The sequence below is a fragment of the Pseudomonas sp. RIT-PI-AD genome (assembly GCF_025642785.1).
Classification (GTDB): domain Bacteria; phylum Pseudomonadota; class Gammaproteobacteria; order Pseudomonadales; family Pseudomonadaceae; genus Pseudomonas_T.
This window is the reverse complement of record NZ_JANZKU010000004.1, coordinates 80,914-105,460: the sequence shown is the minus strand read 5'-3', so window position 1 is coordinate 105,460 and position 24,547 is coordinate 80,914. Positions and strand designations below refer to the sequence as shown.

The window sequence follows — 24,547 nt, the reverse complement described above, 5'->3', positions numbered from 1 at the left end:
CGTTGGCCGGACCAGCGTGCTGGAGCATCCGCTGCAACGGTTTTTCCATTCCATGCGCGCCAAGCGTCCTTTCGATTGGGTGCGTTTCCAGCGCCGCGACCTGCTGCTGATCGATCACCCGCTGTGCCAGGCGGTGTTCAGCCGCCAGGGCGCCCAACTGCTGCATTTCCAGCCCCAGGGCGAGCGCCCGCTGCTGTGGTGTTCGGCGCAGTGGCCGAGCCTCGCGCCGATCCGCGGCGGGGTGGTGATCTGCTGGCCCTGGTTCGACGCCCATCCCCAGGATGCGCAGGCGCCGCGGCATGGCTGGGCGCGGTTGCGCGAGTGGCAGTTGCTCGACGCCTACGCCGACGAAACCAAGGTGGTGTTGAGTTGGCGGTTGGACCTGGAGGATTGGCACCTGCGCCTCGACGTCCGTCTCGGTCGCACCTTGGAGCTCGAGCTGTGCAGTCATCATGAGGACGAGGGCGACTGTCTGTTCAGCTTCGCGCTGCAACCCTATTGGCGGGTGGGCGCCCTCAGCCGCATAGCCCTGCAGGGCATCGGCCTGCCGGATGGCGCGCCCCTCGGTGGCGGTCATCCGTTGGCCACGCCCTGGCGGCCCGGCGGCGCCAGCAAGCAGGTGATCCACCAGCCGGGCTCGCTGTTGCTGGAGGACAGCGGGTGGCAGCGGCGCCTGCGGATCGACAAGAGCCTGAGTGCCAGCACGCTGATCTGGCATCCCGGCAGCCGCGCCTTGGATCAATTGGAGCCCGGCGACGCCGAGCGGTTTCTCTGCGTCGGCGCCGCCAACTACCGCCCCGGCGGCCTCTGCGTGGCACCCGGCGAGCGGGTTCGCCTGAGCCTGCGCGCGGCGCTGCTGTAGCCCTGACCGCGAAGTCGCGTCGGACTAGGCATCGTCCGTCAGGTAGCGGGTCGGCAGCAGGCTTTCCTTGATCTTGCGCAGGTGCGGCTGGTAGTCGACGCCGCGGCGCAGGGTGACCCCGGTGGCGAGCACGTCGAGCAGGGCGAGCTGGACGATCCGCGAACTCATCGGCATGTAGACGTCGGTGTCCTCCCGCAGCGGCAGGTCCAGGCACAGGGTGCTGGCCTCGGCCAGGGGCGAGCCGGCCGCGCACATCGATAGCACCGAGGCACCGCTGTCCCGCGCCAGGCGCGCGATCTCCACCAGTTCCCGGGTGCGTCCGGTGTAGGAAATCATCACGAACAGGTCGCCGGTATGGGCCGCCGCGGCGAGCATGCGCTGCATCAGCACGTCGCTCTGCGCGCTCACCGCCAGGTTGAAGCGGAAGAACTTGTGCTGCGCGTCCAGGGCCACCGCCGCCGACGCGCCGAGACCGAAGAAATGGATCTGACGCGCCTGGATCAGCAGGTCCACCGCGCGCTCGATGAGTGCCGGCGACACCAATCGCCGCGCGGCGTCGAGGGCGGCGATGGTGTTGCTGAGGATCTTCCGCGTGTAGGCCTCGGCGCCGTCGTCGGCTTCCACCGCCTGGCTGACGAAGGCGGCGCCGCTGGCCAGGCTCTGCGCCAACTGGATTTTCAATTCCGGGTAGCCGCTCATGCCGAAGGCGCGGCAGAACCGGTTGACCGTCGGCTCGCTGACCTTGGCCGCCTGGGCCAGCGCGGCGATGCTCAGGCGGGTGGCCTGCTGGGGGTGTCCGAGGATCACCTCGGCGACCTTGCGCTCGGCCTTGTTCATTCCTTCCAGGCGGCCCTGGATCTGCTCCAGCAGGTTTTTCATCGATTTCCTCGGCAGGTGCGACGGCTCGCCCTGGACGCGTGTGACGAGCGGCTATTCTCTGTGGGTGGCCCCGATCCGCACCATGGCTCTCGCGCTCAGGGAATGAATGTTGTTTTTTTACTACATTTTTGCCTTAATCGAGGCGGTCGAGAGCGGAATTTCTCCTTAGATTTGTTGGTAACTATATGCTGAATCTTTCCATAGCGCCCTGCACCTTGGCCATCTTCGGCGCCTCCGGCGACCTGGCCCTGCGCAAGCTGATGCCCGCGCTGTACCGCCTGGAGCTCGACAGCCTGCTACACGCCGATACCCGCATCCTGGCCCTGGCGCGGGAGGACGTCGGCAGCGCGTCGGTGCACCTGGCGCTGATCGAGGAACGCTTGCGCCAGCAGGTCTCGGCCCAGGAATGGAAGCCCGACGTATGGGAGGGATTCTGCCGGCGGCTGGAGTTCCTCAGCTTCGATTTCACCCGGGCCGAGGGCTATCGCACCCTCGCCGAGCGGGCGGCCGGCGACCACCCCCTGGTGGCCTACTTCGCCACGCCCGCCTCGGTGTACGGCGCCATCTGCCAGCACCTGGTGGACGCCGGTGTCGGCGAACGGACCCGCGTGGTGCTGGAGAAGCCCATCGGCCGCGACCTGGAGTCTTCGCGGGCGATCAACGACGAGGTGGCGCGCCACTTCCCGGAGAACCGCATCTACCGGATCGATCACTACCTGGGCAAGGAAACCGTGCAGAACCTGATCGCCCTGCGGTTCGCCAACAGCCTGTTCGAGACCCAGTGGAACCAGAACCACATTAGCCACGTGGAAATCACCGTGGCGGAGAAGGTCGGCATCGAAGGCCGCTGGGGCTATTTCGACCAGGCCGGGCAACTGCGCGACATGGTGCAGAACCACCTGCTGCAACTGCTCTGCCTGATCGCCATGGACCCGCCCAGCGACCTGGTGGCGGACAGCATCCGCGACGAGAAGGTGAAGGTGCTCAAGGCCCTCGAACCCATCGCCATGGAGCACCTGGCCACGCGGGTGGTCCGCGGCCAGTACGGCGCCGGCTACAGCGAGGGCAAGGCGGTGCCCGGGTACCTGGAAGAGCTCAATGCCAACGAAGGCAGCGGTACCGAGACCTTCGTCGCCCTGCGTGTGGACATCCGCAACTGGCGCTGGGCCGGCGTGCCCTTCTACCTGCGCACCGGCAAGCGCATGCCGCAGAAGCTCTCGCAGATCATCATCCACTTCAAGGAACCGCCCCATTACATCTTCGCCCCTGAGCAGCGGCCCTTCCTGAGCAACCGGCTGATCATCCGCCTGCAACCGGACGAAGGCATCTCCTTGCAGGTGATGACCAAGGACCAGGGGCTGGGCAAGGGCATGCAATTGCGCACGGTGCCGCTGAAGCTGAATTTCTCCGAGACCTTCCACACCGAGCGCGTGCCGGATGCCTACGAGCGGCTGCTGCTGGAGGTGATGCAGGGCAACCAGAACCTGTTCGTGCGCCGCGACGAGGTGGAGCACGCCTGGAAGTGGTGTGACCAACTGAGCGCCGGTTGGGAGCGCTTCGGCGAGCGCCCGCGGCCCTACGCGGCGGGAAGCTGGGGACCGGGCGCAGCCGTCGCCTTGATCGCCCGTGACGGAAGGAGCTGGTATGACGACCTCTGAACTGAACCTGCCCGAGGGCGTGGCCTGGGAGGAAAGCGTCGATGCCGGCGCGCAGGCGACCTTGCTCGCCGGGCAGGTGGCCGATGTCCTGCGCGACGCGCTCGCCGTCCGTGGCCAAGCGTCGCTGCTGGTTTCCGGCGGGCGCAGCCCGGCGCTTTTCCTGGAGGCCCTGTCGGAGCAGCCGCTGGAATGGTCGCGGGTGCACGTCGGTCTGGTGGACGAACGTTGGGTCGCGGAAGGCCACGCCGACAGCAATGCCACCCTGGTGCGCCGCCATCTGCTGCGGGGCGCCGCGTCCGCGGCCCGCTTCCATCCGCTCCATCATGACGCGGAGAGCCTGGAACAGGCCGCCGAACGGGCCGACCGGGCCCTTGGCGACTGGCCGCAACCCACGGACGTGGTGGTGCTCGGCATGGGCAACGATGGCCATACCGCCTCGCTGTTCCCGCAGAGCCCCGGCCTGGAGGAAGCCCTGGACCCCGAGGGACGCCGCCGCTGCCTGCCGATGTGGGCACCCCAGGTGCCCCACCAGCGCCTGACCCTGACCCTGTCGTTCCTGGCGCCTGCCCGGCGGGTCTTCCTGCTGTTGGAGGGCGAGGCCAAGCGCGCCACCCTGGCACGCGCGCTGTCGACGGATGCCACGTCGATGCCGATCCGGGCCTTCCTGCACGCGCCCCTTTCGATCCATTGGTGCCCATCGGCACAGGAGTCCCGAGCATGAATCCGGAACAGACGATCGCCCGGCTCGACGTCATTTGCCGGCGGGCGCGCATCCTGCCGGTGATCACCATCCCCCGCGCCGAGGACATCCTGCCATTGGCCGACGCCCTGGCCGCCGGCGGCCTGGATACCCTGGAAATCACCCTGCGCAGCGAACACGGTCTGACCGCCATCCGCCGGTTGCGTGAACAGCGCCCGCAGTTGTGCATCGGCGTCGGCACGGTGTTGGACCCGCAGACCTGGGCCCGTGCGGTGGAGGCGGGCGCGCAGTTCATCGTCACCCCCGGGTGCACCGAGGAGTTGTTGCGCACCGGGCTCGACAGCCCGGTGCCGCTCTTGCCCGGAGTCGCCAGCGCGTCGGACATCATGCTCGCGTATCGGCTGGGCTATCGACGCTTCAAGCTGTTCCCGGCGATGGTGTGCGGCGGCGTGGAGGCCCTGAAAGCCTTCGCCGGACCTTTCGGCGAGGCGCGCTTCTGCCCCACCGGCGGGGTCGGCCCGGCCAACCTCAGTGAGTACGCGGCGTTGCGGAACGTGATGTGCGTGGGCGGGAGCTGGATGCTGCCCGCCGACGCCCTGCACAGCGGTGACTGGGCGCGCGTGGAGCAACTGAGTCGCGAGGCGCTGCGCCTCTTGGATGCCGGCGCCGGTGACACCCCGCGCCCGGCCTCAGGCCAGTAGCGCCACGGCCTTCACCTGGGCCCAGAGCCGTTGTCCCTCGCGCAGATCCAGACGGTCCCGCGAGTAGCGGGTGATCCGGGCCAGCAGGGGCGTTCCGGCGGCGTCCAGGCGCACCAGCACGTGGGCGGGTTGATCGGCGGGCATCTGCTCGACCACCCGTACCGGCAGCAGGTTGAGGATGCTGGTGTCCTGCTGGCGTTCCAGGCTGAGGCTGACGTCGCGGGCGCGGATCCGGCAGCGCATGCTGTGCCCGGCCTGTGCCGGTGCATGGGCCACCAGCAGGTGCAACGCCCCCGGCAATTCCAGGCGCAGCAGCGAATAGCTCACGTCGTAAGCCCCGACGCGACCTTCGATCACCACCCCGGCATCCTCTTCCAGCGCCAGGGGCAGGTCGAGCCGCGCGAGGGTTTCGCCCAGCGGCCCGCTGGCGCGCACCCGGCCCTGTTCCAGCAACACCAGGTGATCGGCCAGGCGCGCCACCTCGTCGGGCGCGTGGCTGACATAGAGGATCGGGATATCCAGCTCGGCGTGCAGGCGTTCCAGGTACGGCAGGATTTCCTGCTTGCGCCTCAGGTCGAGCGCCGCCAGCGGTTCGTCCATCAGCAGCAGGCGCGGTCCGGCGAGCAGGGCGCGGGCCATGCCCACCCGTTGCCGCTCGCCCCCGGACAGGTGCGCCGGCCGCCGCGCCCACAAGTGGTCGAGGCCGAGCAGTTCGCTGGCCTGCTCCAGCGCCACGCGGCGCTGCGAGGCCGGCACCCGCTTGAGCCCATAGCGCAGGTTGTCGCGGACATCCAGGTGCTCGAACAGCCGGGCATCCTGGAATACATAGCCGAGGGGGCGGCGATGGGTGGGCAGAAAGAGCCCGCGCGCGCTGTCCTGCCAGGTTTCCCCGCCGACCTTCAGTTGGCCGCGACTGCGTTCCAGTCCGGCGACGCAGCGCAGGCAGGTGGTCTTGCCCGAGCCGGAATGGCCGAACAGCGCGGTGATGCCGCGCCCCGGAAGGCACAGGTCGACATCCAGGGAAAAGCCTGGGTAGTCCACCCGCAGGCGCGCTTCGATCTCGCCGGTCATGGTCAATTCCAACCTGGCCGGCTGCGCCGGCTGGAGTAAAGCGCCAGCAGGATCAGGAAGGAGAACACCAGCATGCCCCCGGCCAGCCAGTGGGCCTGGGCGTATTCCATGGCTTCCACGTGATCGAAGATCTGCACCGACACCACCCGGGTCTTGCCGGGGATGTTGCCGCCGATCATCAGCACCACGCCGAACTCGCCGACGGTGTGGGCGAAGCCGAGGATCGCCGCGGTGATGATGCCCGGCCGGGCCAGCGGCAGTACGACGCTGAAGAAACAGTCCAGGGGGCTGGCGCGCAGGGTAGCCGCCGCTTCCAGGGGCGCATCGCCGATGGCCTCGAAGGCGTTCTGCAACGGCTGGACCACGAAAGGCAGCGAGTACAGCAACGATCCCACCACCAGGCCGGCGAAGGTGAAGGGCAGGTGGCCGAGCCCCAGGCCCTCGGTGAGATGGCCGACGAAGCCCGCCGGCCCCATGCTCACCAGCAGGTAGAAACCGATCACCGTCGGCGGCAGCACCAGGGGCAAGGCCACCAGTGCGCCTATCACACCCTTGAGGCGCGAGCGGGTGCGCGCCAGCCACCAGGCGAGCGGCATGCCCAGTATCAGCAACAGCAGCGTGGTCAGCGCGGCCAGCCGCAGGGTCAGCCAGATGGCGGTGAAGTCGGCGCCGGTCAACGGCATGCGCAGTGGCCTCCGTCAGCCGAGGCGGTTAGCGGGCGTAGCCGTAGCGCTCGATCAGCGCACCGGCCTTGTCGCTCTTCAGGTAGTCGACGAAGGCCTTGGCCGCCGGGTTGTCCTTGCCCTTGGCGAGGATCACCGCGTTCTGGCGGATCGGTTCGTGGAGGTTGGCCGGCACGATCCAGGCGGAGCCGCCGGTAACCTTGCCGTCCTTGTAGATCTGCGAAAGGGCGACGAAGCCCAGCTCGGCGTTGCCGGTGGAGACGAACTGATAGGCCTGGGTGATGTTCTGGCCTTCCACCAGCTTGCCGGCCAGCTTCTCGGTCAGCCCCAGCTTGGCCATGACCTGGGTGGCCGCGAGGCCGTAGGGTGCGGTCTTCGGGTTGGCGATGGACAGGTGCTGGAAGCCCTCGCCCTTGAGCACCGCGCCCTGGCCGTCGACGAAGCCGTCCTTCGCCGACCATAGGGCGAGGGTGCCGATGGAGTAGGTGAAGCGCGAGCCGGCGAGGGTCTTGCCTTCCTGCTCCAGCTTGGCCGGGGTGCTGTCGTCCGCCGAGAGGAACACTTCGAAAGGCGCGCCGTTCTGGATTTGCGCATAGAACTGTCCGGTGGCGCCATAAGCCGCCACCACGCTGTGGCCGGTGGCCTTCTCGAAATCGGCGGCGATGGCCTGCATGGGGGCGGTGAAGTTGGCGGCGACCGCCACCTGGACCTCATCGGCGTAGGCGGCCTGGACGCCGGCGATGGCGCAGAGCAGAAGGAACAGGCGGGACGTTCGACGATTCATGGGTGGCTCCTGGCAGGGCGAGTGTGTCGGTGGGATTCCGGACGCGTGATGCGCCGGACGGGCGGGCGTTATGTCGGGGACTATATAGCGGGGGCGAGGAGACCGCCAAGGGTGGTGGCCGCGGAAGGCGCTGCCGAGGTAGGCGGGGCGCGGTGGCGTGGCGCCTGGGCACCTTGCCGGGTAGCGTCGTCAGGGGTCCGTTCGGTGGCTTCGTTCGTGGCAACTCGTTGATTTTTATCGGGTAGCCCTCGGTTTTACGGGCCGTGCCGGGAGGTATAGACTGGCGCTCTTCAGTCCGAGCCCGCGAGGGCTCCACCGGCCTTGACCATGAAACCGATCCAACTCCCCCTCGGTGTGCGCCTGCGCGACGACGCCACCTTCGCCAATTACTACCCAGGCGCCAATGCGGCCGCGCTCGGCTACGTCGAGCGGCTGTGCGAGGACGAGGCGGGCTGGGCGGAGAGCCTGATCTACCTCTGGGGCGGTGAGGGTGTCGGGCGCAGCCATCTGCTGCAGGCGGCCTGTCTGCGCTTCGAACAACGTGGCGAACAGGCGGTTTACCTGCCCCTGGCCGAGGTCGTCGAGCACGGCCCGGCACTGCTGGACGATCTGGAACAGTGCGAACTGGTCTGCCTCGACGATCTGGACGCCGTCGCCGGGCGCGCCGAATGGGAGGAGGCGCTGTTCCACCTGTTCAACCGCTTGCGCGATGCCGGAAGGCGCCTGTTGCTCGCGGCGTCGAGCGCGCCACGAGAACTGGCGGTGGCTCTGCCCGACTTGCAGTCGCGGCTGACCCTGGCGCTGGTGTTCCAGCTGCAGGAGCTGGCCGACGAGGACAAGTTGCGCGCCCTGCAACTGCGCGCTTCCCGCCGCGGCCTGCACCTCACCGACGAAGTCGGCCGCTTCATCCTCACCCGTGGCGCGCGCAGCATGAGCGCGCTGTTCGATCTCCTGGAACGGCTCGACCAGGCATCGTTGCAGGCCCAGCGCAAGCTGACCATTCCCTTCCTCAAGGAAACCCTGGGCTGGTGACCGCCGGGAACCCGCCTGCGCGCGTCCCCCTGCGCTAGCGATCAGTTTTCGCCGGCCCGCCTGCGGTCGTACTGGAAGCGCCAACGGGTATACAGCAGCGCGGCGGCGAACAGCAGCAGGCTGAGCCCGGCCTCCAGCCAGCCGAACAGCGCGCGGGCCGGGTCTATCGCCGCGAGCACGCCCTGGATGAAATAGATGTTGATCACGAAGCAGGCCCAGGCGTGGGCACGGGCGTTGCCCAGGAGCAGACCCGGCGCCAGCAGCGCCAGCGGCAGCAACTGGATGACCAGCACCACCCAGGGACGCGCGCCGTGCAGGTCGGCGTAGGCCAGGTTCCAGATCAGCAGCAGCGCGACCAGGGCGAAGAACGCCAGCAGGCTGAGGGCGCGGCTCACCTTCAGGCGCGGTGCCAGCCATTCCAGGCTCGGCAGGGGTTTCGGCGTTCTAGCCATGGTGGCCGCTCTCCAGACGCTGGGCGGTGCGCGCCAGGCGCAGGCCGAGCGCGCGGCACAAGGCGATTTCATGGGCATCCAGGGCCCGCTTGCCATCGGCGCCGGCATGGTGGCTGGGGCCATAAGGGGTGCCGCCACCCTGGGTTTCCAGGAGCGCCGATTCGCTGTAGGGCAGGCCGGTGACCAGCATGCCGTGGTGCAGCAGCGGCAGCAGCATCGACAGCAGGGTGGTTTCCTGGCCGCCATGGAGGCTGGCGGTAGAGGTGAAGACGCCGGCCGGTTTGCCCACCAACTCGCCGGTCAGCCAGAGGCTGCTGGTGCCATCGAGGAAATACTTGAGCGGCGCCGCCATGTTGCCGAAGCGCGTCGGGCTGCCGAGGGCGAGCCCGGCGCAGCGCTTGAGATCGTCCAGGCTGGCATAGGTCGCGCCTTCCTCGGGTATGGCGGGCGCCACTGCCTCGCATTCGGCAGAGATGGCGGGCACCGTGCGCAGGCGCGCTTCGAGGCCGGCCTGCTCAATGCCGCGGGCGATATGGCGGGCCATTTCCGCCGTGGCGCCATGGCGGCTGTAGTACAGCACCAGGATATAGGCGGCACTCACGGCAGGATCTCCAGCACTTTTTCCGGCGGCCGGCCGATCACCGCGCGTGGGCCCGCCACCAGGATCGGCCGTTCGATCAGCTTCGGATGGGCGGCCATGGCGGCGATCAGCGCTTCCTCGTCCAGCCCGGAATCGTCCAGGCCGAGGGCCTTGTATTCGTCCTCGCCGGTGCGCAGCAGGTCCCGCGCCTTCAGGCCCAGCCTGGCCAGCAGATCGCGCAGGTGCGCCGCGTCCGGCGGTGTCTCCAGGTAGCGCAGGATTCGCGGAGCGAGGCCGCGTGCCTCGAGCAATTCGAGGGCGGCCCTGGATTTGGAACAGCGCGGGTTGTGGTAAAGGGTCAGTTCGGTCATGTCGGGGTCGCACCGGCGGAGGGGAGGCGGCTATTCTAACCGCGTCCGGGTGGCGGCCTGAACCGTAACGGTGGACCGGACCGGCGGATATTCCATGCGCCGCCCCAGCGATCAAGGACCCGGCATGCTCCGACGCTTCAGTGACATCCTCGAATTCTGGCGCTTTCTGCTGCAGCGCTTCATCGCCGACCGGGGCACCCATAGCGCCGCGGCCTTGACCTACACCACCCTGTTCGCGGTGGTGCCGACCATGACCGTGACCTTCGCCATGCTTTCGGCGGTGCCGGCCTTCCAGGGTGTGGGCCTGGAAATCCAGCATTTCATCTTCCGCAATTTCGTCCCTTCCACCGGCGAGACGGTGCAGGAGTACCTGTCCGCGTTCATCGTCCAGGCGCGTCAACTGACCTGGGTGGGCGTGGTGCTGCTGGCGGCCACCGCCTTCATGATGCTGGTGACCATCGAAAAGGCCTTCAATACGATCTGGCGGGTGCGCCAGCTCAGGCGCGGGGTGTCCAGCTTCCTGCTCTACTGGGCGATCCTCAGCCTGGGTCCCCTGCTGCTGGGGGCGGGGTTCGTCGCCAGCACCTACATCACCTCGCTGTCGCTGCTCTCCGGGCCGAACGCGCTGATCGGCGCGCAGACCCTGCTGGGCATCACCCCGTTGTTGTCCAGCGTGGCCGCCTTCACCCTGATCTACGCCTCGGTACCGAACGCCCGGGTGCCGCTCAAGCATGCCTTTCTGGGTGGCCTGTTCACCGCCGTGCTGTTCGAGGCGGCCAAGGCCGCGTTCGGCTTCTACGTCAGGCTGTTTCCCGGTTACCAACTGATCTACGGCGCTTTCGCCACGGTGCCGCTGTTCCTCCTGTGGATCTACCTGTCCTGGCTCATCGTGTTGTTCGGCGCGGAGTTGGTCTGCAACCTCGGCACCTCGCACCATTGGCGGCGCCAGGCGATGCCCCGGCTGGTCGTGGCGCTGGGCATCCTGCGGCTGTTCCACGGCCGCCAGCAGAAAGGCTTGCCGGTGCGTCACCTGGATGTGCAGCGGGCCGGCTGGTTGCTGCCGGAAGACGAATGGCGCGAAGTGGTGGATTTTCTCGAGACGCAGCGACTGGTCTGCCGTACCGGCAGCGATGCCTGGGTGCTGTGCCGCGACCTGAATCACTACAGCCTGCACCAATTGTTCAACCACAGCCCCTGGCCCTTGCCGAAGCCGCAGCAACTGCCGCAGGACCTCTTTCCTCTCAACGACGAGCAATGGTACGGGGCATTGCGCAGCGCACTGGAATTGCTGCAGGCCGAGCAGGCCAGTCTCTTCGGCGGCAGCCTGGCGCAGTGGCTGCGGGCGGGAGAGGAGTGACGAAAAACGGCATTTTGCGCGAACTGCCGTCGCTCCGTTGCGACACCCTGCCGGGCCCTCGATCCACGCGGGCGGCGCTCCTCGGCTGGCACGCTTCTGGCAAAGGCCGGAATGGGCTTGCTGTCACACTGCTATCAGGCAGGGTTTGGCTGAAGGGGTTGAATGCCATGAGTAGCGTCACGCAGAAGGTGATCCACCTGTATCAACGCGATCCGCAGGAGGCACTCGCTCGTCTCAATCGGATCACCGGGCTGGCGTTCGCCCATTGGCCGGAGTCGCTGGTGCCGGACGAGGCCATCGAGGCGCCCGTGGCGGACTTGCCGTGCACCGGCACCGAGCCGGGCGCCACGCGCTGAGACTGCGTCCGCTTCTGGTAAAGCCCGCCGAGCGCGGGCTTCTTCGTAGAGGACGGGGTTCAGGCCAGGGCGTGACGGCTGTCGCCACGGGCCGGTTCCACGGCCTGCACGAACAACTCCTCGACGATCAGGCCGTGCACGGGCACCGCGCATTTCAGCCGCACCTGCATCTCTTCGATTTTCACTCTGACCGGCAGGCGGGCGACGCCGGTCAGCAGGATCTTGCCCTGGGCGTTGAGTTTCCCGTGGTCCACCGTCGACACGCGGCGTTGCTCGCCATCGCGATAGGTGACCACCAGGGACACCGGCAGGGTGGCCAGTCCCGGCAGTTGCAGCCAGGCGGCGACATTGAATTCCGCGATCTTTCCTTCATGGGGTGTCAGCGTCAGGCTGGCCGTGTTGACGATGCGCGAGGGAACGGGGCCGACCAGTTTGTCTTGCTCGTTGGCCATAGGAGGCCCTCCAGGCGTGAACGGGACGAGGGAAGAGCGCGGATTATAAACACGCAGGCCTTGCCCGGCCTGTGTTCTGGGCCCGGGCGGGTGTGACTCGTCTCGCAAATCCGGGGATCAGGCCAGGCGCAGGGGATGCCGTGTCACCAGCGGCGTATCGAGATTGGCGCCGGGCAGCAGGAACCGTCCCTGGTTGTTGACGCTGGCGAGCTGAAGCCAGAGATTCTCGTCTTCGGCGAACTGCCCCCGCGGCAGCCATAGGCCATGGTGCCAGCCGACGCCGGGGGCGGGCGTGCTCTGCAGGATCGCCGGATGGGGTTGGGTGGTCGGCGTGCGGCGCAGCCAGGCCGGCCGCGGCAGGCCTTTCAGGTAACGCAGCCCGAGGTGCAGGCCTTCGCCGTTCAGGTGGCGCCAACGCACCAGGGCCAGGGTCGGCGTACCGCTGCTGGAAAGCAGCAGGACCAGTTGCCCCACCGGCACCTCGGCCCCGGGCCCGGCATCGCAGAGCAGGCGCGCGCCGCCGGAGCTGGCGTCGAGCATGCGGGCGTTCCCGCCGAGCGGCAGCGGCCCGAGCAGGTGGGTATGGATGGCGGCCAGCCCGACGATCAGGTGGCAGCGTGCACCATGGTCGGCGCGCGGGTGGCGTCGTTGCGGGCGGCCGCTCCAGTGGGGGCGCACGCGCTCCAGCAGATCGTGTTCGGCTTCGCTTTGCAGCGGCGCCGGCTCGTCCAGGGCGATCGACAACGCGCCGAGCTCCAGGCGCCGCAGGGTTGGATGAGGCGACGCGACGAGGGGCTGCTGCGGTGGCCAGTAGGGGCGGCCTTCGCCGAGGTCGACCAGGGCTCCCTCGCTGTCATCCTCCTCGTCCCAGGGAAGCAATCGTGCGAGCCCGGCCAGCGGCGCCAGGGCGCCGAACAGCCGCGGGCCTTCGTCCTCGGTGAGGTGAAAGGGGTTGCTCAGGGCGAACAGCAGGATCTGCTGGTGAAGGCCCCGCAGGCTGTCGGCCGGGGTCGGCTGGAAGGCGGCGGCGATGGGTTCGTCCAGGCAGTCCCGTTGCTCGCCGAGCCAGTACAGCAGGTGCGCGTCGCGCCAGAGGCCCGGCGGCGGTTCCTGATAGCGTTGGTAATGGCGCAGCAGGGCCTGCGTCAGGAAATGCGCGGCCATGTACAGGCACCAGGTCAGGTGCGGAGGGGAGGGGTGGCGGCTCTGCAGGAGCTGCAGCAAGAGGCGCTTGAAGCCCAGGGCGAGCTCTTCGCAAAGCTGCAGGAAGGCGGCCGGGGGAGCGCCGGTGCCGGGGTAGCCGTTGCTGTAGAAGCGGTACTCTTCGCTGAAGCTTTGCAGCGCCCGCTGCCTTTCAAGTAAGGTCAGGGCGCTGCGATTGAGGCGACAGAGCAGGCCCAGGGTACGTTGCAACGCGGTTTCCCAGGGCAGATGCCGGGCCTCGGCGAGCACTTCCGCGAGCCGGAGCAGACCGCTCTTGTCCTCGTCGAGGATCGCCGGCACCTCCAGGTGCAGCGCATCCAGCATCACATCCACTCCGCGTGCACGAGGAACGAAGGCATGGGAATGCGGCTCCAGTCTGTCTTGGCGGCTTTCATGGCGATGGGAACGGTAGTGCTCCTGGGGGGCTGCGCGGACGATGCCGGCGTCGATCAGCATGGGCGAAAGGTACCGGCTGCACGCCTCGAAGGCCAGTGGCTGGTCATCAATTACTGGGCGGAGTGGTGTGCGCCCTGTCGCACCGAAATCCCCGAGCTGAACGCCTTCGCCGAACGGCAGGCGGGCCAGAGCGTGGAGGTCTTCGGGGTCAATTTCGACGGGTTGCAGGCGCAGGAACTGGCGCGCGCGAGCGAGCAACTGGGTATCCGCTTCACCGTGTTGGCCCAGGACCCGGCCTCGCGCTTTGGCCTGCCGCGCAGCGAAGCGCTGCCGGTGACTTACGTGATCGACGACAAGGGGAAGCTGCGCGAGCGGCTGATGGGCGAGCAGAACGCCGAGGGCCTGACGGCCAAGCTGGCCGAACTGCGCAAGGAGTGAAGCGATGACCCGGATATGCCTTCAGGGGTTCGTGAGCGGCAAGGTGCAAGGCGTGGGATTCCGCCAGGGGACCCAGGTGGAGGCCGAGCGCCTCGGGCTGGACGGCTGGGTGCGTAACCTCGACGACGGCCGGGTCGAGGTGCGCGTGGAGGGAGATCAATCGTCGGTGAAGCGCCTGGTGGCCTGGCTCGAGCGGGGACCGCCGCACGCCCGCGTGGACGATCTGCAACTGGTCGAACGGACCCCTGACGGGGCCCGTGGCTTCTTCATCGCCTATTGAGTCGGCGCTACCGCCGGCGTGGGTGTCAGTCGCCCTGGCCGGGGTCCACGGCCAGGCGCCCCGCATCCTTGCGCAGGGACTGGAGAAACTGCTGTTGCAGCTCCGGGTCGTTGCGCGTCAGTTCGATCAGGCTCTGCTCCAGCTCGCTGGCTTCTTCTTCCAGGCCGAGTTCGGACAGGCGCTTGACCCGATGCACCCACTGCGCCACCTCGTCGTCTTCGAGGTCGTCGAAGATCAAGGCGTGGGCTTCGAGCAGCTTGCCGCGCAATGAATGGCTGACCGCCAGGGAGGCCTCGGCATGGGTGCCGTCCTGGGTGTCTTCCACGCTCAGCATGAGAGTGCCGATGCGGCTGACGTCCTGTTCGGCGAAGGGGCCGTCGAGCAGGTTCAGGCGCAGTATCCCCTGGCGATCGGTGAGCAACTCATGGGTTTGCGCGCCCGCCTTGACCATCACCGGGCGCTCCGCCCACGGCAGGCTGGAGTATTCCATGCGCTTGTCCAGCTGCTTTTCCTGGAGCTCGGCGAGGTTCTGCTGCGAGCGTCCGTTGGACTCGACGTTCATGAAGGGATTGAGCCCGGCGAAACCGTAGTTGATCCAGTCCTTGGTCACGCTGTCCGGCAGGCTGCCGAGCAGTACCACGTTGAGCACGTTGGCACCGACGCCGGCGACCACCGCCACGGCGCCGAGCGGCACCTCGTAGAGCTCGCGCCAGGGCTGGTACGGGGTGTAGCGGTCATAGCGGCGGGTGACTTCGAAGTCGGTGACTTCGAAGGTCTTCTGCTCGTTGATCCGCACCCGCCGCTGCGGCAGCTCGAGCGTGCGCGGCTCGCCCACGTCGATCTGCACGCTGTGGTCGAGCAGCTTGCGCTCGGTACGTTCTTCATGTTCGCTGCGCTGCGGCAAGTGGTTGGCACAGCCACAGAGCAGCAGGGCGCCGCCGAGGGCGGCCCCGGCGAGGCGGAGGGAGCGTCGCGTGTACATGTCCGTTCGATCAGCGACCTGTGCGTGCCGCGAGGTAGGCGAGAATCTCGGCTACCGGCACGGCCTGGGTTTCGGTTTCGCGGCGGTGCTTGTATTCGAGTTGGCCCTCGGCCAATCCGCGATCGCTCACCACGATGCGATGGGGGATGCCGATCAGTTCCATGTCGGCGAACTTGATCCCGGGGCTGGTCTTCTTGTCGCGGTCGTCGAGCAGAACGTCGTAGCCGGCGGCGTTGAGTTCGGCGTACAGCTTGTCGGTCGCCTCGCGGACCGCTTCGGTTTCGTAGCGCAACGGCACCAGCGCCACCTGGAAGGGCGCCAGGGCGTCCGGCCAAATGATGCCGCGCTCGTCGTGATTCTGCTCGATGGCCGCGGCCACCACGCGCGATACGCCGATGCCGTAGCACCCCATGGTCAAGGTGACCGGCTTGCCCTGCTCGCCGAGCACGTTGAGGTCCATCGCGTCGCTGTACTTGGTGCCGAGCTGGAAGATGTGCCCGACTTCGATGCCGCGCTTGACTTCCAGGGTCCCCTGGCCGTCGGGGCTGGGATCGCCCGCGACCACGTTGCGCAGGTCGGCGATCTCGGGCAGCGGCAGATCGCGCTCCCAGTTCACGCCGAAGTAATGCTTGTCGTCGACGTTCGCGCCGACCACGAAATCGCTCATCAGCGCGACCGAACGATCGATCACGCAGGGCAGCGGCATGTTCAGCGGGCCCAGGGAGCCGGCGCCGGCGCCGATGACCGCGCGCAATTCGGCTTCCGAGGCGAATGCCAGCGGACTGGCGACCGAGGGCAGGTTGGCGGCCTTGATCTCGTTCAGTTCGTGATCGCCGCGCACCACCAGGGCCACCAACTGGCCTTCCTCGGCACCCTGAACGATCAGGGTCTTCACGGTCCTTTCGATCGGCACGCCGAAGCCTTCCACCAGGGCGGCGATGGTCTTGGTGTCCGGTGTATCGACCAGGCGCAATTCTTCGCTCGGCGCGCCCCGCTCGGTTTCGCGGGGCACCGCTTCGGCTTTCTCGATATTGGCGGCGTAGCCCGAACCGTTGCTGAAGACAATATCGTCCTCGCCGGAGTTGGCCAGCACATGGAACTCATGGGAACCATTGCCGCCGATGGAGCCGTTGTCGGCCTGCACCGGGCGGAACTCCAGGCCGAGGCGGCTGAACACCTTGCTGTAGGCGCCGTACATGTCGTCGTAGGTCTTCTGCAGCGACTCCTGGCTCAGGTGGAAGGAGTAGGCATCCTTCATGATGAATTCGCGGCCGCGCATCAAGCCGAAGCGCGGGCGGATCTCATCGCGGAACTTGGTCTGGACCTGATACAGGGTGAGCGGGAGCTGCTTGTAGCTGCTCAGCTCGTTGCGCGCCAGGTCGGTGATCACTTCCTCGTGGGTCGGGCCCACGCAGAAGTCGCGGCCGTGGCGATCCTTGAGGCGCAGCAATTCGGGTCCGTACTGCTCCCAGCGCCCCGATTCCTGCCAGAGTTCGGCGGGCTGGATAGCGGGCATCAGCACCTCCAGGGCACCGATAGCGTTCATCTCCTCGCGCACGATCGCTTCCACCTTGCGCAGCGAGCGCAGTCCCATCGGCAGCCAGGTATACAGGCCGGAGGCGAGCTTGCGGATCATCCCGGCGCGCAGCAGCAACTGATGACTGATGACCACGGCGTCGGAGGGCGTTTCTTTGAGGGTGGAAAGCAGGTATTGGCTGGTGCGCATGGTGGGCCGTTATGTCGATTGCGAGGAGGGGAGTGGCCCGGCATTGTACGGCGCCCATACAGTTGCGTACAGGATGGCGGCGGACGGAAGCCAGGATGACTCGGGACGGGTTCGTGGGGCGGGAGCCGGGGCAGCGGTTGCTTGGTGGCTGGATGTCGCGGCCTTCATCCGCAGATGGCGGCTGGACGGCCTGTGTAGAAAGAAGCTTGCCGATGCGCACCTGATGCGCTGAATGATCGGGTGACGCGATGCGCGTGTAGCTGTTCGCGTTGGAACATGCCGGGCGGTCCCATCGTCAAGCGCTATGCCGCGTCCTGCGAGGCATTTCAGCGCAGGCTGGCGTTGTCGGGCGTGTCGGAAGCGCTCCAGGAACGGGTAGGCCATGCCCTTGGCTTCGATCCGGCGCGGAAAAGAAAAAGCCCAGCTTTCGCTGGGCTTTTTTCATGCGCTTGGAGCAGTCGTTATCGCTGGAATTACAGGATTTCCAGCGGGTATTCGACGATCACGCGCAGGTCGTTCACATCGCCGCCGTAGGAGCTGTCGGCGCGATAGATCGAGTTACGTACGCGGAATGACAGGTCTTTGGCCGGGCCATCCTGCAGCACGTATTTCGCTTCGATGTTCAGTTCGTGCTCTTTGGCATCCGAGCTCGAACCGGTGTCGATGTTGTCGCCGGTCACGTAACGGGTCATGAAGCTCAGTCCCGGTACGCCGTAGGACGCCATGTTGATGTCGTAGCGAGCCTGCCAGGAGCGCTCGTCCTTGCCGTTGAAGTCGGAGTATTGAACCGAGTTCGCCAGGTAAACGGTGCCGCCGCCATCCACGCCGTAGAGGTAGCCGCTGTCACCGGTGGAGCGCTGGTGAGCCAGGGTGAACTTGTGCGCGCCCAGGGTATAGGCAGCTGCCAGGCTCCAGATGCGGTTGTCGACTTCGCCGGCGAGTTTCTTGCCGTCGTCGTCGCTGTTGTACATGTTGAAGTCGAAGTTCAGCGCCTGTTCGTCGGACAGCGGCTGGTTGTAGTTCAGGTTGACGTATTGCTTCTTCCAATAGTCCTCGACGTCGGACGCATGGACGGCCGCGCTGAGATTCTCGCTGAAGGCATAGGTCGCGCCGACGATGTTGGCGGACTTGATGCGGAAATCGTCATGGGCGGTCTGCACTTGGCTGCTCATGCCGGTGAAGTGACCCGCGATGATTTCCAGCCCTTCGATCTCGTTGCTGGTGATCAGGGTGCCGGTGGCGACTTCAGGCAGGATACGGCTGTCGTCGGTCGCGAAGACCGGGGACGCGACGAATTGGTTGCCGTATTTCAGCACGGTGTTGGAGAAGCGGAGCTTGACCGCGCCGCCCAGCTCGCTCTGGGTGTCCTGGCCGGAACCGTCGCTGTCCTGGGCGAACAGGCCGTTGCCGTAGCGGCCTTTGCCGCTGTCCAGCTTGACGCTGGTCAGGCTGTGGGCGTCGAGGCCGAAACCGACGATGCCCTGGGTGAAGCCGGACGAGTAGAGCGCACGGATGCCCAGACCGGTTTCTTCGCGATAACCATTGGTCTTGCCGGTAACGGCGTTGGTGTTGCTGCCGCCATTCCGGAAATCACGATTCATGTACAGGATGCGGTTCAGAACGGTGAAGCTGCTGTCTTCGACAAAGCCTTTGGAATCGGCTTGACCTGCGGCGACTGCCATTTGAGTGGTGCCCGCAGCAACAGCGAGGGCAATAACGCTCCACTTCATCACTTGCATTGTGATTGCTCCTTTGGTTTTTTGAAGATTCGCGCCGTCATTTTTATGAGTGAGACGGCTCTTTCTTTTTGTGTCGGCGCTAACTTATAGCACGCGCACAAAGTAGGCGATAGTTAAAAGCTATTCCATACGAATTCTTCACAGAGGTGTCGCGAAGGTAGAAGACACATGTCGCATATTCGAAGGTTCGTTTTGCATCCCTTCAGTTATGGATTCCAGGCGTGGGACAGTATTCTCCAGCCGTTTGACGCAGCGCATTAAACGTATTCCCCGGCTCTTGTCAATACATCGAAAAAGCCGTTCATACGCCGAAAACACTGGCCGATGGCAGTTCCTCCCAGCATGAGTTACCTAAAGCAACAACCGTGCACAAATTCATCAAGAAGAACAAAAAAGAGCCGGATGGATGGCTTTAGAGATTTAGACGACGAATGTCCTGTGCCTAAGGCTCCTTATAGGGGCGTTGCGGAGGCGTGAGTAAATGTTAGGTGCCTAATTATAAAAGTTGGTATCAATACGCCCCGGTCATGTTGTTACGGTTCAAGTTGCAAGGCGGCTCCCGGGTAGCGGTTTTGTAACCTTATTGTGCCCGGCGGTAACGAGTGAGCTAAGTTGGTGCGCGATCGGGTAAAAGCCTTCTTCTATATGTCGCCACGGGTTCTTGAGTGTGATTCTCATTTTCCGTACGGTGTTTTCGCGGGTCGAGAAGTGCCTTGGCCATCCTTCAGGGCGCGCTGCCGCGTTATCCTTCGTTCCTGCCCTGCTGCTCTGGCATCAGGACCGCTTAATCAGTGTTGTTGGAGAAGCGAAATGTTCGTGCTCGATCCCCGTCTGCAGCAGGACACCCTGCCCATGGGCGATTTCCCCCTGTCCCGTCTTTTGCTCATGAACGATGCACGCTTTCCCTGGTTCATCCTGGTTCCGCGTCGAGAGAATGCCAGCGAGGTGTTCGAACTGAGTCAGGACGATCGACGGGCGCTGTGGCTGGAAACCACCTTGCTGAGCGAACGACTCAGCACCGTATTCGAGGCGGACAAGATGAACGTCGCGACCCTGGGTAACGTAGTCGCGCAATTGCACATGCACGTCATCGTTCGGCGCCAGGGCGACGCGGCCTGGCCCGCGCCGGTATGGGGGCGTCCGGGGGCACAGCCTTACGAGCAGCAAGCGGTCGGGGTGGTTCGCGAAAAACTGCGGAGCGTACTGACCTCCGAATTCACCTTTGTCGAGGGCTGACGACATGGAATTGGAAGAGCGGATCGCCGATCTGGAGAGCCGCCTGGCTTTCCAGGACGATACCCTTCAGGCGTTGAACGACGTGCTGGTGGCGCAGCAGCGGCTGGTCGATCGTTTGCAGTTGCAGTTGGCGGCCCTGGCCAAGCGCCAAGAGGACTTGTCGGGGCAGATCGGGCAACCGGACGACGAGGCGCCGCCGCCTCATTATTGAGCGCCCATGAAAAAGCCCGCCATTCGGCGGGCTTTTTTCGAGGTCGGTTCAGCGGCGGCTGGGGGGGGCGGCGATGACGTCTTCCGCTTGCAGGCCCTTGTCGCGCTGCATCACGGAAAACTCCACGCGCTGGCCTTCCACCAGAACGCGATGACCTTCTCCGCGGATGGCGCGGAAATGCACGAAGATGTCATCACCACTGTCGCGGGAGATGAAGCCGAAGCCCTTGGACGTATTGAACCACTTGACCGTGCCGGTCTCGCGGTTGGTCATGTCCTGCGGCATCGGGTGCGCCATGGTGACCTTGCGCAGGTTGAGCAGCAGATGCAGCGCCACCGCCAGGAAGACCACGACCAGGCTCGGCACGACGCCCAGGTTCGGCAGCGGCGCGAGCAGGATCAGGGTCTGCAGGATGACGGCGAGCACCAGCAGGGCGGATACCACGGTTTGCAATTGACGATGGGTGCCTCTGGCCCAGACCGGAACGATCGGCGCCAGCAGCAGGTTGAGCATCCCGCAGAAGGCCAGGTACAGCGCGTCGGGCTGCTGCAGGTAAGGCACCGCTTCGGTACGCAGGCTGGGTATAAAGGACAGCAGCAGGGCGGCGGCGCCCGTCAAGAGATGGACGATCTTTAACATGTTCAATGGACTCACCTTGAGAAGAATCGCAACGGTAAGCCGGTGATTCCGGCCTATGCGCAGGCCGAGGGAAAGAAGCGGCCGAATGCACGGGGCGTATTTAACAGCAAAGCATGGGTGTACTCAAATCAAGCGCTTAGCGAAACCTCCGACGCTTCGGTAACGCGCGCGTTCGGCGCGCGAGGGAATGCCGCCGGTGATGCGAGGGGAGTGAAAAAGGCCCGTCGCCGGGCCTTTCGAGATCAGGATGCCAGCAGGCTGCGCAGCATCCAGGCGGTTTTCTCGTGGACCTGCATGCGTTGGGTCAGCAGGTCGGCGGTCGGCTCGTCGCTGACCTTGTCCAGCAGCGGGAAGATCCCGCGGGCGGTGCGGACCACCGCTTCCTGGCCCTGCACCAGTTTGGTGATCATGTCCTGGGCATCCGGCACGCCTTCCTCCTCCTTGATCGAGGACAGGCGCGCGTAGGCCGCATAGGTGCCCGGAGCCGGGAAGCCGAGGGCGCGAATGCGCTCGGCGATGTCGTCGACCGCCACCGCGAGCTCGGTGTACTGGCCTTCGAACATCAGGTGCAGGGTGTTGAACATCGGCCCGGTCACGTTCCAATGGAAGTTGTGGGTCTTCAGGTAGAGGGTGTAGGTGTCGGCGAGCAGGCGCGACAGCCCTTCGGCGATGGCCGCGCGGTCCTGTTCGGCGATTCCAATGTTGATTTCCATACCGTATCTCCTCTGAGGGTTCTAAGTGGTCGCTTCGGGAAATGGTTGAAAAGCCTAGCATAGGGCGGGTGTCCCTCGAGCCGCGCCATGTCAATGAATGCGATACCCGAAAACGATTGGACGTTCGCGTGCCCTTGGAGGCGAATGCCTATCCGGACGGCAGGCGCAGGGTTTGGCCGGCCGGCGGGCGGGGCGTCGGCTGATTCTTGGCGAGTAACCATATATAATCCCGCGCTTTGTCGCGTGAGACGGACAGGGCGCCGCGAGCAGTGACGAGCGATCGAAACCGATCCCGTCCGCGCTGGCAGGCGCCGGTCGACGTCGGTGGGCGATGGATCCATGCACGGCTGTCCGGCACCGGGCTCCGCCGCTTCGTCGTCCAGCGGGACGAGCGGAACGAATTCAAGACTTGAGAGAAGTGAAGACCATCATGATGCGCAGCCATTATTGCGGCCAGTTGAACGAGAGCCTGGAAGGCCAGGAAGTCACCCTGTGCGGTTGGGTGCACCGCCGTCGCGACCATGGCGGGGTGATTTTCCTCGATATCCGTGACCGCGAAGGTCTGGCCCAGGTCGTCTTCGATCCGGACCGCGCGGACACCTTCGTCGCCGCCGATCGGGTGCGCAGCGAGTACGTGGTCAAGGTCACCGGCAAAGTCCGTCCGCGTCCGGCGGGCGCGGTGAACGCCAACATGGCGTCCGGCGCCATCGAAGTGCTCGGCTACGAGCTGGAAGTCCTGAACCAGGCGGAGACCCCGCCGTTCCCGCTGGACGAGTACTCAGACGTCGGCGAGGAAACCCGCCTGCGCTACCGCTTCATCGACCTGCGTCGTCCGGAGATGGCCGCCAAGCTGCGCCTGCGCTCGAGCATCACTTCCAGCGTGCGTCGTTACCTGGACGAGAACGGCTTCCTCGACGTCGAGACGCCGATCCTCACCCGTGCCACGCCGGAAGGCGCGCGGGACTACCTGGTGCCCAGCCGTACCCATGCCGGCAGTTTCTTCGCCCTGCCGCAGTCCCCGCAGTTGTTCAAGCAGTTGCTGATGGTCGCCGGCTTCGATCGCTACTACCAGATCGCCAAATGCTTCCGCGACGAGGATCTGCGCGCCGACCGCCAGCCGGAATTCACCCAGATCGACATCGAGACCAGCTTTCTCGACGAGCAGGACATCATGGCCATCACCGAGAAGATGGTGCGCAACCTGTTCAAGGAAGTCCTCGACCTGGAGTTCGGCGAATTCCCCCACATGACGTTCGAAGAAGCCATGCGCCGCTACGGCTCGGACAAGCCTGACCTGCGCATCCCGCTGGAACTGGTGGACGTCGCCGATCAGCTCAAGGACGTCGAGTTCAAGGTGTTCAGCGGCCCGGCCAACGATCCCAAGGCCCGCGTCGCCGCTCTGCGGGTGCCGGGCGGGGCGAGCATGCCGCGCAGCCGCATCGACGAGTACACCAAGTTCGTCGGCATCTACGGCGCCAAGGGCCTCGCCTACATCAAGGTCAACGAGCGCGCCAAGGGCGTCGAGGGCTTGCAGTCGCCGATCGTCAAGAACATTCCCGAAGCCAACCTCACCACCATCCTGGACCGGGTCGGCGCGATGGATGGCGACATCGTTTTCTTCGGCGCGGACAAGGCCAAGGTCGTCAGCGAGGCCCTGGGCGCGCTGCGCATCAAGCTGGGCCACGACCTGAACCTGCTCACTTGCGAGTGGGCACCGATGTGGGTGGTCGACTTCCCGATGTTCGAGGAAAACGACGACGGCAGCTTCACCGCGCTGCACCACCCCTTCACCGCGCCCAAGTGCTCGGCCGAGGATCTCGAGGCCAACCCCGGCGTCGCGCTTTCCCGCGCCTACGACATGGTGCTCAACGGCACCGAGCTGGGTGGCGGTTCGATCCGTATCCATCGCAAGGACATGCAGCAGACGGTATTCCGCGTGCTGGGTATCGACGAGCACGAGCAGCAGGAGAAATTCGGCTTCCTGCTCGATGCGCTGAAATACGGCGCTCCGCCCCATGGCGGCCTGGCGTTCGGCCTGGACCGTCTGGTGATGCTGATGACCGGCGCACAGTCGATCCGCGAAGTCATCGCGTTCCCGAAAACCCAGAGCGCCGCCTGCGTGATGACCCAGGCGCCGGGCGAAGTGGATGCCAAGGCCCTGCGCGAGCTGCACATTCGCCTGCGCGAGCAGCCGAAGGCCGAGTGATCAAACCAGGCGGTGCCCGGGCGGCGCCGCCGATTCAAAGCGAATACGGAGTGAGTTATGGCTGGTCATTCCAAGTGGGCCAATATCAAGCACCGCAAAGAACGTCAGGACGCCAAGAAAGGCAAGATCTTCACCAAGTTGATCCGCGAGCTGACCATCGCCGCGCGGCAGGGCGGGGGCGTACCCGCGGATAACCCGCGGCTCCGGCTGGCCGTGGACAAGGCGCTGGGCGCCAACATGACCCGGGATACCATCGACCGGGCGATCGCCCGGGGCGCCGGCGCCAGCGACGGCGACAACGTCGAGGAATTGACTTACGAAGGCTACGCGCCGAGCGGCGTGGCGATCATCGTCGAGGCGATGACCGACAACCGTAACCGGACCGCCGCCGAAGTGCGGCATGCCTTCAGCAAGTGCGGCGGCAACCTCGGGACCGACGGCTCGGTGGCCTACCTGTTCGAGCGCAAGGGGCAGATCAGCTTCGCGCCGGGCGTGAACGAGGATGCCTTGATGGAGGCCGCGCTCGAGGCCGGCGCCGACGACGTTGTGACCAACGACGACGGTTCCATCGATGTGTTCACCAGCTTCGTCGACTTCATCGCCGTGAACGAGGCGCTGGTCGCCGCCGGCTTCAAGGGCGACGAAGCGGAAATCACCATGATCCCCTCCACCCTGGCGACCCTGGATCTGGAGACCGCGCAGAAGGTGCTCAAGCTGATCGACATGCTCGAGGACCTGGATGATGTGCAGAACGTATATTCCAACGCGGAAATCCCCGACGAGGTGATGGCGCAGTTGGGCTGACGAACGCCGGAGCTTGCTCCGGCGTTTTCTTTCGGC

At 65.8% G+C, this 24,547-nt stretch carries 27 protein-coding genes and 1 pseudogene; 13 read left to right on the top strand and 15 right to left on the bottom strand.

From position 1 onward, the window contains the following. Positions 1 to 16 precede the first annotated feature (16 nt). Positions 17 to 862: a D-hexose-6-phosphate mutarotase gene (locus OGL92_RS04915; RefSeq protein WP_263141522.1), complete on the top strand. Its 846-nt coding sequence runs from the start codon at positions 17 to 19 to the stop codon at positions 860 to 862. Between the two features lie 24 nt (positions 863 to 886). Here the strand turns inward: OGL92_RS04915 and hexR are convergent, their stop codons facing one another. After that, on the bottom strand, positions 887 to 1,741 hold the full coding sequence (gene hexR / locus OGL92_RS04910; protein WP_263141197.1) for a transcriptional regulator HexR: 855 nt from the start codon (positions 1,739 to 1,741) through the stop codon (positions 887 to 889). 185 nt (positions 1,742 to 1,926) lie between these two features. Here hexR and zwf point away from each other — a divergent pair, with 185 nt between their 5' ends. Genes zwf through OGL92_RS04895 form a run of 3 tightly spaced genes read left to right on the top strand, consistent with a single transcriptional unit; the run spans position 1,927 to position 4,800 of the window. After that, positions 1,927 to 3,399 carry a glucose-6-phosphate dehydrogenase gene (gene zwf / locus OGL92_RS04905; protein ID WP_263141194.1) on the top strand — a complete coding sequence of 491 codons (1,473 nt, stop codon included), beginning with the start codon at positions 1,927 to 1,929 and terminating at the stop codon, positions 3,397 to 3,399. Beyond that, on the top strand, positions 3,386 to 4,120 hold the full coding sequence (pgl, locus tag OGL92_RS04900; RefSeq protein WP_263141192.1) for a 6-phosphogluconolactonase: 735 nt from the start codon (positions 3,386 to 3,388) through the stop codon (positions 4,118 to 4,120). Before zwf ends, pgl begins: the two co-directional genes overlap by 14 nt. Further along, positions 4,117 to 4,800: a bifunctional 4-hydroxy-2-oxoglutarate aldolase/2-dehydro-3-deoxy-phosphogluconate aldolase gene (locus tag OGL92_RS04895; protein WP_263141190.1), complete on the top strand. Its 684-nt coding sequence runs from the start codon at positions 4,117 to 4,119 to the stop codon at positions 4,798 to 4,800. Before pgl ends, OGL92_RS04895 begins: the two co-directional genes overlap by 4 nt. Here OGL92_RS04895 and modC read toward each other — a convergent pair. The 3 genes from modC to modA are packed head-to-tail and all read right to left on the bottom strand — an operon-like array spanning position 4,789 to position 7,338. Next, the gene (gene modC, locus OGL92_RS04890) at positions 4,789 to 5,871 is read right to left on the bottom strand and encodes a molybdenum ABC transporter ATP-binding protein (RefSeq protein WP_263141188.1); all 1,083 of its coding nucleotides are present in this window, start codon (positions 5,869 to 5,871) and stop codon (positions 4,789 to 4,791) included. The two genes, OGL92_RS04895 and modC, sit on opposite strands and share 12 nt — an antisense overlap. Before the next feature lie 2 nt (positions 5,872 to 5,873). Continuing rightward, positions 5,874 to 6,554 carry a molybdate ABC transporter permease subunit gene (gene modB, locus OGL92_RS04885; RefSeq protein WP_263141186.1) on the bottom strand — a complete coding sequence of 227 codons (681 nt, stop codon included), beginning with the start codon at positions 6,552 to 6,554 and terminating at the stop codon, positions 5,874 to 5,876. Between the two features lie 28 nt (positions 6,555 to 6,582). After that, positions 6,583 to 7,338, bottom strand: coding sequence for a molybdate ABC transporter substrate-binding protein (gene modA / locus OGL92_RS04880; RefSeq protein ID WP_263141184.1), 756 nt, complete (start codon positions 7,336 to 7,338; stop codon positions 6,583 to 6,585). Between the two features lie 327 nt (positions 7,339 to 7,665). Here modA and hda point away from each other — a divergent pair, with 327 nt between their 5' ends. After that, on the top strand, positions 7,666 to 8,370 hold the full coding sequence (gene hda, locus OGL92_RS04875) for a DnaA regulatory inactivator Hda (RefSeq protein WP_263141182.1): 705 nt from the start codon (positions 7,666 to 7,668) through the stop codon (positions 8,368 to 8,370). Between the two features lie 41 nt (positions 8,371 to 8,411). On the opposite strand, the gene OGL92_RS04870 is transcribed toward hda, so the two are convergent. Genes OGL92_RS04870 through arsC form a run of 3 tightly spaced genes read right to left on the bottom strand, consistent with a single transcriptional unit; the run spans position 8,412 to position 9,773 of the window. Next, positions 8,412 to 8,822: a DUF2069 domain-containing protein gene (locus OGL92_RS04870; RefSeq protein WP_263141180.1), complete on the bottom strand. Its 411-nt coding sequence runs from the start codon at positions 8,820 to 8,822 to the stop codon at positions 8,412 to 8,414. Further along, positions 8,815 to 9,423 carry an NAD(P)H:quinone oxidoreductase gene (gene wrbA, locus OGL92_RS04865; protein ID WP_263141178.1) on the bottom strand — a complete coding sequence of 203 codons (609 nt, stop codon included), beginning with the start codon at positions 9,421 to 9,423 and terminating at the stop codon, positions 8,815 to 8,817. Before wrbA ends, OGL92_RS04870 begins: the two co-directional genes overlap by 8 nt. Then, the gene (gene arsC, locus OGL92_RS04860; RefSeq protein ID WP_263141176.1) at positions 9,420 to 9,773 is read right to left on the bottom strand and encodes an arsenate reductase (glutaredoxin); all 354 of its coding nucleotides are present in this window, start codon (positions 9,771 to 9,773) and stop codon (positions 9,420 to 9,422) included. Before arsC ends, wrbA begins: the two co-directional genes overlap by 4 nt. Before the next feature lie 124 nt (positions 9,774 to 9,897). Here arsC and OGL92_RS04855 point away from each other — a divergent pair, with 124 nt between their 5' ends. Both OGL92_RS04855 and OGL92_RS04850 read left to right on the top strand, forming a co-directional pair. Next, positions 9,898 to 11,130 carry a YihY family inner membrane protein gene (locus tag OGL92_RS04855; protein WP_263141174.1) on the top strand — a complete coding sequence of 411 codons (1,233 nt, stop codon included), beginning with the start codon at positions 9,898 to 9,900 and terminating at the stop codon, positions 11,128 to 11,130. 167 nt (positions 11,131 to 11,297) lie between these two features. After that, the gene (locus OGL92_RS04850) at positions 11,298 to 11,486 is read left to right on the top strand and encodes a hypothetical protein (RefSeq protein WP_263141171.1); all 189 of its coding nucleotides are present in this window, start codon (positions 11,298 to 11,300) and stop codon (positions 11,484 to 11,486) included. Between the two features lie 59 nt (positions 11,487 to 11,545). Here OGL92_RS04850 and OGL92_RS04845 read toward each other — a convergent pair whose 3' ends face one another. Next, complete coding sequence (locus OGL92_RS04845) at positions 11,546 to 11,938, bottom strand: hypothetical protein (RefSeq protein WP_263141170.1); 393 nt, start codon at positions 11,936 to 11,938, stop codon at positions 11,546 to 11,548. 117 nt (positions 11,939 to 12,055) lie between these two features. Further along, a complete protein-coding gene (locus OGL92_RS04840; RefSeq protein ID WP_263141167.1) occupies positions 12,056 to 13,468 on the bottom strand; it encodes a PilZ domain-containing protein in 1,413 nt (470 codons plus the stop codon). Between the two features lie 30 nt (positions 13,469 to 13,498). Between OGL92_RS04840 and OGL92_RS04835 the strand changes: the two genes are divergently transcribed. After that, positions 13,499 to 13,975, top strand: a complete 477-nt coding sequence (locus OGL92_RS04835; protein ID WP_263141165.1) for a TlpA disulfide reductase family protein — start codon at positions 13,499 to 13,501, stop codon at positions 13,973 to 13,975. A gap of 4 nt (positions 13,976 to 13,979) precedes the next feature. Next, positions 13,980 to 14,255, top strand: a complete 276-nt coding sequence (locus OGL92_RS04830) for an acylphosphatase (RefSeq protein ID WP_263141163.1) — start codon at positions 13,980 to 13,982, stop codon at positions 14,253 to 14,255. 25 nt (positions 14,256 to 14,280) lie between these two features. Here OGL92_RS04830 and OGL92_RS04825 read toward each other — a convergent pair whose 3' ends face one another. The 3 genes from OGL92_RS04825 to OGL92_RS04815 all read right to left on the bottom strand — a co-directional run bounded on the left by OGL92_RS04825 (position 14,281) and on the right by OGL92_RS04815 (position 18,702). Next, the gene (locus OGL92_RS04825; protein WP_263141160.1) at positions 14,281 to 15,237 is read right to left on the bottom strand and encodes a hypothetical protein; all 957 of its coding nucleotides are present in this window, start codon (positions 15,235 to 15,237) and stop codon (positions 14,281 to 14,283) included. A gap of 10 nt (positions 15,238 to 15,247) precedes the next feature. Further along, a complete protein-coding gene (locus OGL92_RS04820) occupies positions 15,248 to 16,963 on the bottom strand; it encodes a proline--tRNA ligase (protein WP_263141158.1) in 1,716 nt (571 codons plus the stop codon). Positions 16,964 to 17,436: 473 nt separating this feature from the next. After that, entirely contained in the window at positions 17,437 to 18,702 is a 1,266-nt protein-coding gene (locus OGL92_RS04815; RefSeq protein ID WP_263141156.1) for an OprD family porin, read from the bottom strand. An 810-nt stretch (positions 18,703 to 19,512) separates the two neighbouring features. On the opposite strand from OGL92_RS04815, the gene OGL92_RS04810 reads away from it, so the two are divergent. Together OGL92_RS04810 and OGL92_RS04805 are read left to right on the top strand one after the other, a co-directional pair. Continuing rightward, positions 19,513 to 19,938, top strand: a complete 426-nt coding sequence (locus tag OGL92_RS04810) for an HIT domain-containing protein (RefSeq protein WP_263141155.1) — start codon at positions 19,513 to 19,515, stop codon at positions 19,936 to 19,938. A gap of 4 nt (positions 19,939 to 19,942) precedes the next feature. Continuing rightward, positions 19,943 to 20,149, top strand: a complete 207-nt coding sequence (locus OGL92_RS04805; protein ID WP_263141153.1) for a SlyX family protein — start codon at positions 19,943 to 19,945, stop codon at positions 20,147 to 20,149. A gap of 48 nt (positions 20,150 to 20,197) precedes the next feature. Here the strand turns inward: OGL92_RS04805 and OGL92_RS04800 are convergent, their stop codons facing one another. The 3 genes and pseudogenes from OGL92_RS04800 to OGL92_RS04795 form a co-directional block, all read right to left on the bottom strand. After that, on the bottom strand, positions 20,198 to 20,422 hold the full coding sequence (locus tag OGL92_RS04800; RefSeq protein ID WP_263141520.1) for a cold-shock protein: 225 nt from the start codon (positions 20,420 to 20,422) through the stop codon (positions 20,198 to 20,200). A gap of 57 nt (positions 20,423 to 20,479) precedes the next feature. Next, positions 20,480 to 20,788, bottom strand: a pseudogene (locus tag OGL92_RS22200) (cold shock domain-containing protein membrane protein); the annotation flags it as partial. Between the two features lie 242 nt (positions 20,789 to 21,030). Continuing rightward, positions 21,031 to 21,501 carry a Dps family protein gene (locus OGL92_RS04795; RefSeq protein ID WP_263141152.1) on the bottom strand — a complete coding sequence of 157 codons (471 nt, stop codon included), beginning with the start codon at positions 21,499 to 21,501 and terminating at the stop codon, positions 21,031 to 21,033. Between the two features lie 430 nt (positions 21,502 to 21,931). On the opposite strand from OGL92_RS04795, the gene aspS reads away from it, so the two are divergent. Both aspS and OGL92_RS04785 read left to right on the top strand, forming a co-directional pair. Beyond that, on the top strand, positions 21,932 to 23,707 hold the full coding sequence (aspS, locus tag OGL92_RS04790) for an aspartate--tRNA ligase (RefSeq protein ID WP_263141519.1): 1,776 nt from the start codon (positions 21,932 to 21,934) through the stop codon (positions 23,705 to 23,707). A gap of 57 nt (positions 23,708 to 23,764) precedes the next feature. After that, entirely contained in the window at positions 23,765 to 24,511 is a 747-nt protein-coding gene (locus OGL92_RS04785) for a YebC/PmpR family DNA-binding transcriptional regulator (protein ID WP_263141151.1), read from the top strand. Positions 24,512 to 24,547 lie beyond the last annotated feature (36 nt).

Excerpts from the sequence above, each read along its gene's own strand:
- OGL92_RS04895 (WP_263141190.1), top strand. The coding sequence starts at position 4,117 with ATGAATCCGGAACAGACGATCGCCCGGCTCGACGTCATTTGCCGGCGG.
- hda (WP_263141182.1), top strand. The coding sequence starts at position 7,666 with ATGAAACCGATCCAACTCCCCCTCGGTGTGCGCCTGCGCGACGACGCC.
- zwf (WP_263141194.1), top strand. The coding sequence starts at position 1,927 with ATGCTGAATCTTTCCATAGCGCCCTGCACCTTGGCCATCTTCGGCGCC.
- OGL92_RS04805 (WP_263141153.1), top strand. The coding sequence starts at position 19,943 with ATGGAATTGGAAGAGCGGATCGCCGATCTGGAGAGCCGCCTGGCTTTC.
- OGL92_RS04830 (WP_263141163.1), top strand. The coding sequence starts at position 13,980 with ATGACCCGGATATGCCTTCAGGGGTTCGTGAGCGGCAAGGTGCAAGGC.
- OGL92_RS04795 (WP_263141152.1), bottom strand. The coding sequence starts at position 21,501 with ATGGAAATCAACATTGGAATCGCCGAACAGGACCGCGCGGCCATCGCC.
- OGL92_RS04825 (WP_263141160.1), bottom strand. The coding sequence starts at position 15,237 with ATGTACACGCGACGCTCCCTCCGCCTCGCCGGGGCCGCCCTCGGCGGC.
- modB (WP_263141186.1), bottom strand. The coding sequence starts at position 6,554 with ATGCCGTTGACCGGCGCCGACTTCACCGCCATCTGGCTGACCCTGCGG.
- modC (WP_263141188.1), bottom strand. The coding sequence starts at position 5,871 with ATGACCGGCGAGATCGAAGCGCGCCTGCGGGTGGACTACCCAGGCTTT.
- OGL92_RS04870 (WP_263141180.1), bottom strand. The coding sequence starts at position 8,822 with ATGGCTAGAACGCCGAAACCCCTGCCGAGCCTGGAATGGCTGGCACCG.
- OGL92_RS04815 (WP_263141156.1), bottom strand. The coding sequence starts at position 18,702 with ATGCAAGTGATGAAGTGGAGCGTTATTGCCCTCGCTGTTGCTGCGGGC.
- pgl (WP_263141192.1), top strand. The coding sequence starts at position 3,386 with ATGACGACCTCTGAACTGAACCTGCCCGAGGGCGTGGCCTGGGAGGAA.
- OGL92_RS04845 (WP_263141170.1), bottom strand. The coding sequence starts at position 11,938 with ATGGCCAACGAGCAAGACAAACTGGTCGGCCCCGTTCCCTCGCGCATC.
- modA (WP_263141184.1), bottom strand. The coding sequence starts at position 7,338 with ATGAATCGTCGAACGTCCCGCCTGTTCCTTCTGCTCTGCGCCATCGCC.
- arsC (WP_263141176.1), bottom strand. The coding sequence starts at position 9,773 with ATGACCGAACTGACCCTTTACCACAACCCGCGCTGTTCCAAATCCAGG.
- OGL92_RS04850 (WP_263141171.1), top strand. The coding sequence starts at position 11,298 with ATGAGTAGCGTCACGCAGAAGGTGATCCACCTGTATCAACGCGATCCG.
- aspS (WP_263141519.1), top strand. The coding sequence starts at position 21,932 with ATGATGCGCAGCCATTATTGCGGCCAGTTGAACGAGAGCCTGGAAGGC.
- OGL92_RS04785 (WP_263141151.1), top strand. The coding sequence starts at position 23,765 with ATGGCTGGTCATTCCAAGTGGGCCAATATCAAGCACCGCAAAGAACGT.
- OGL92_RS04810 (WP_263141155.1), top strand. The coding sequence starts at position 19,513 with ATGTTCGTGCTCGATCCCCGTCTGCAGCAGGACACCCTGCCCATGGGC.
- hexR (WP_263141197.1), bottom strand. The coding sequence starts at position 1,741 with ATGAAAAACCTGCTGGAGCAGATCCAGGGCCGCCTGGAAGGAATGAAC.
- OGL92_RS04800 (WP_263141520.1), bottom strand. The coding sequence starts at position 20,422 with ATGACCAACCGCGAGACCGGCACGGTCAAGTGGTTCAATACGTCCAAG.
- OGL92_RS04820 (WP_263141158.1), bottom strand. The coding sequence starts at position 16,963 with ATGCGCACCAGCCAATACCTGCTTTCCACCCTCAAAGAAACGCCCTCC.
- OGL92_RS04835 (WP_263141165.1), top strand. The coding sequence starts at position 13,499 with ATGGGAATGCGGCTCCAGTCTGTCTTGGCGGCTTTCATGGCGATGGGA.
- OGL92_RS04855 (WP_263141174.1), top strand. The coding sequence starts at position 9,898 with ATGCTCCGACGCTTCAGTGACATCCTCGAATTCTGGCGCTTTCTGCTG.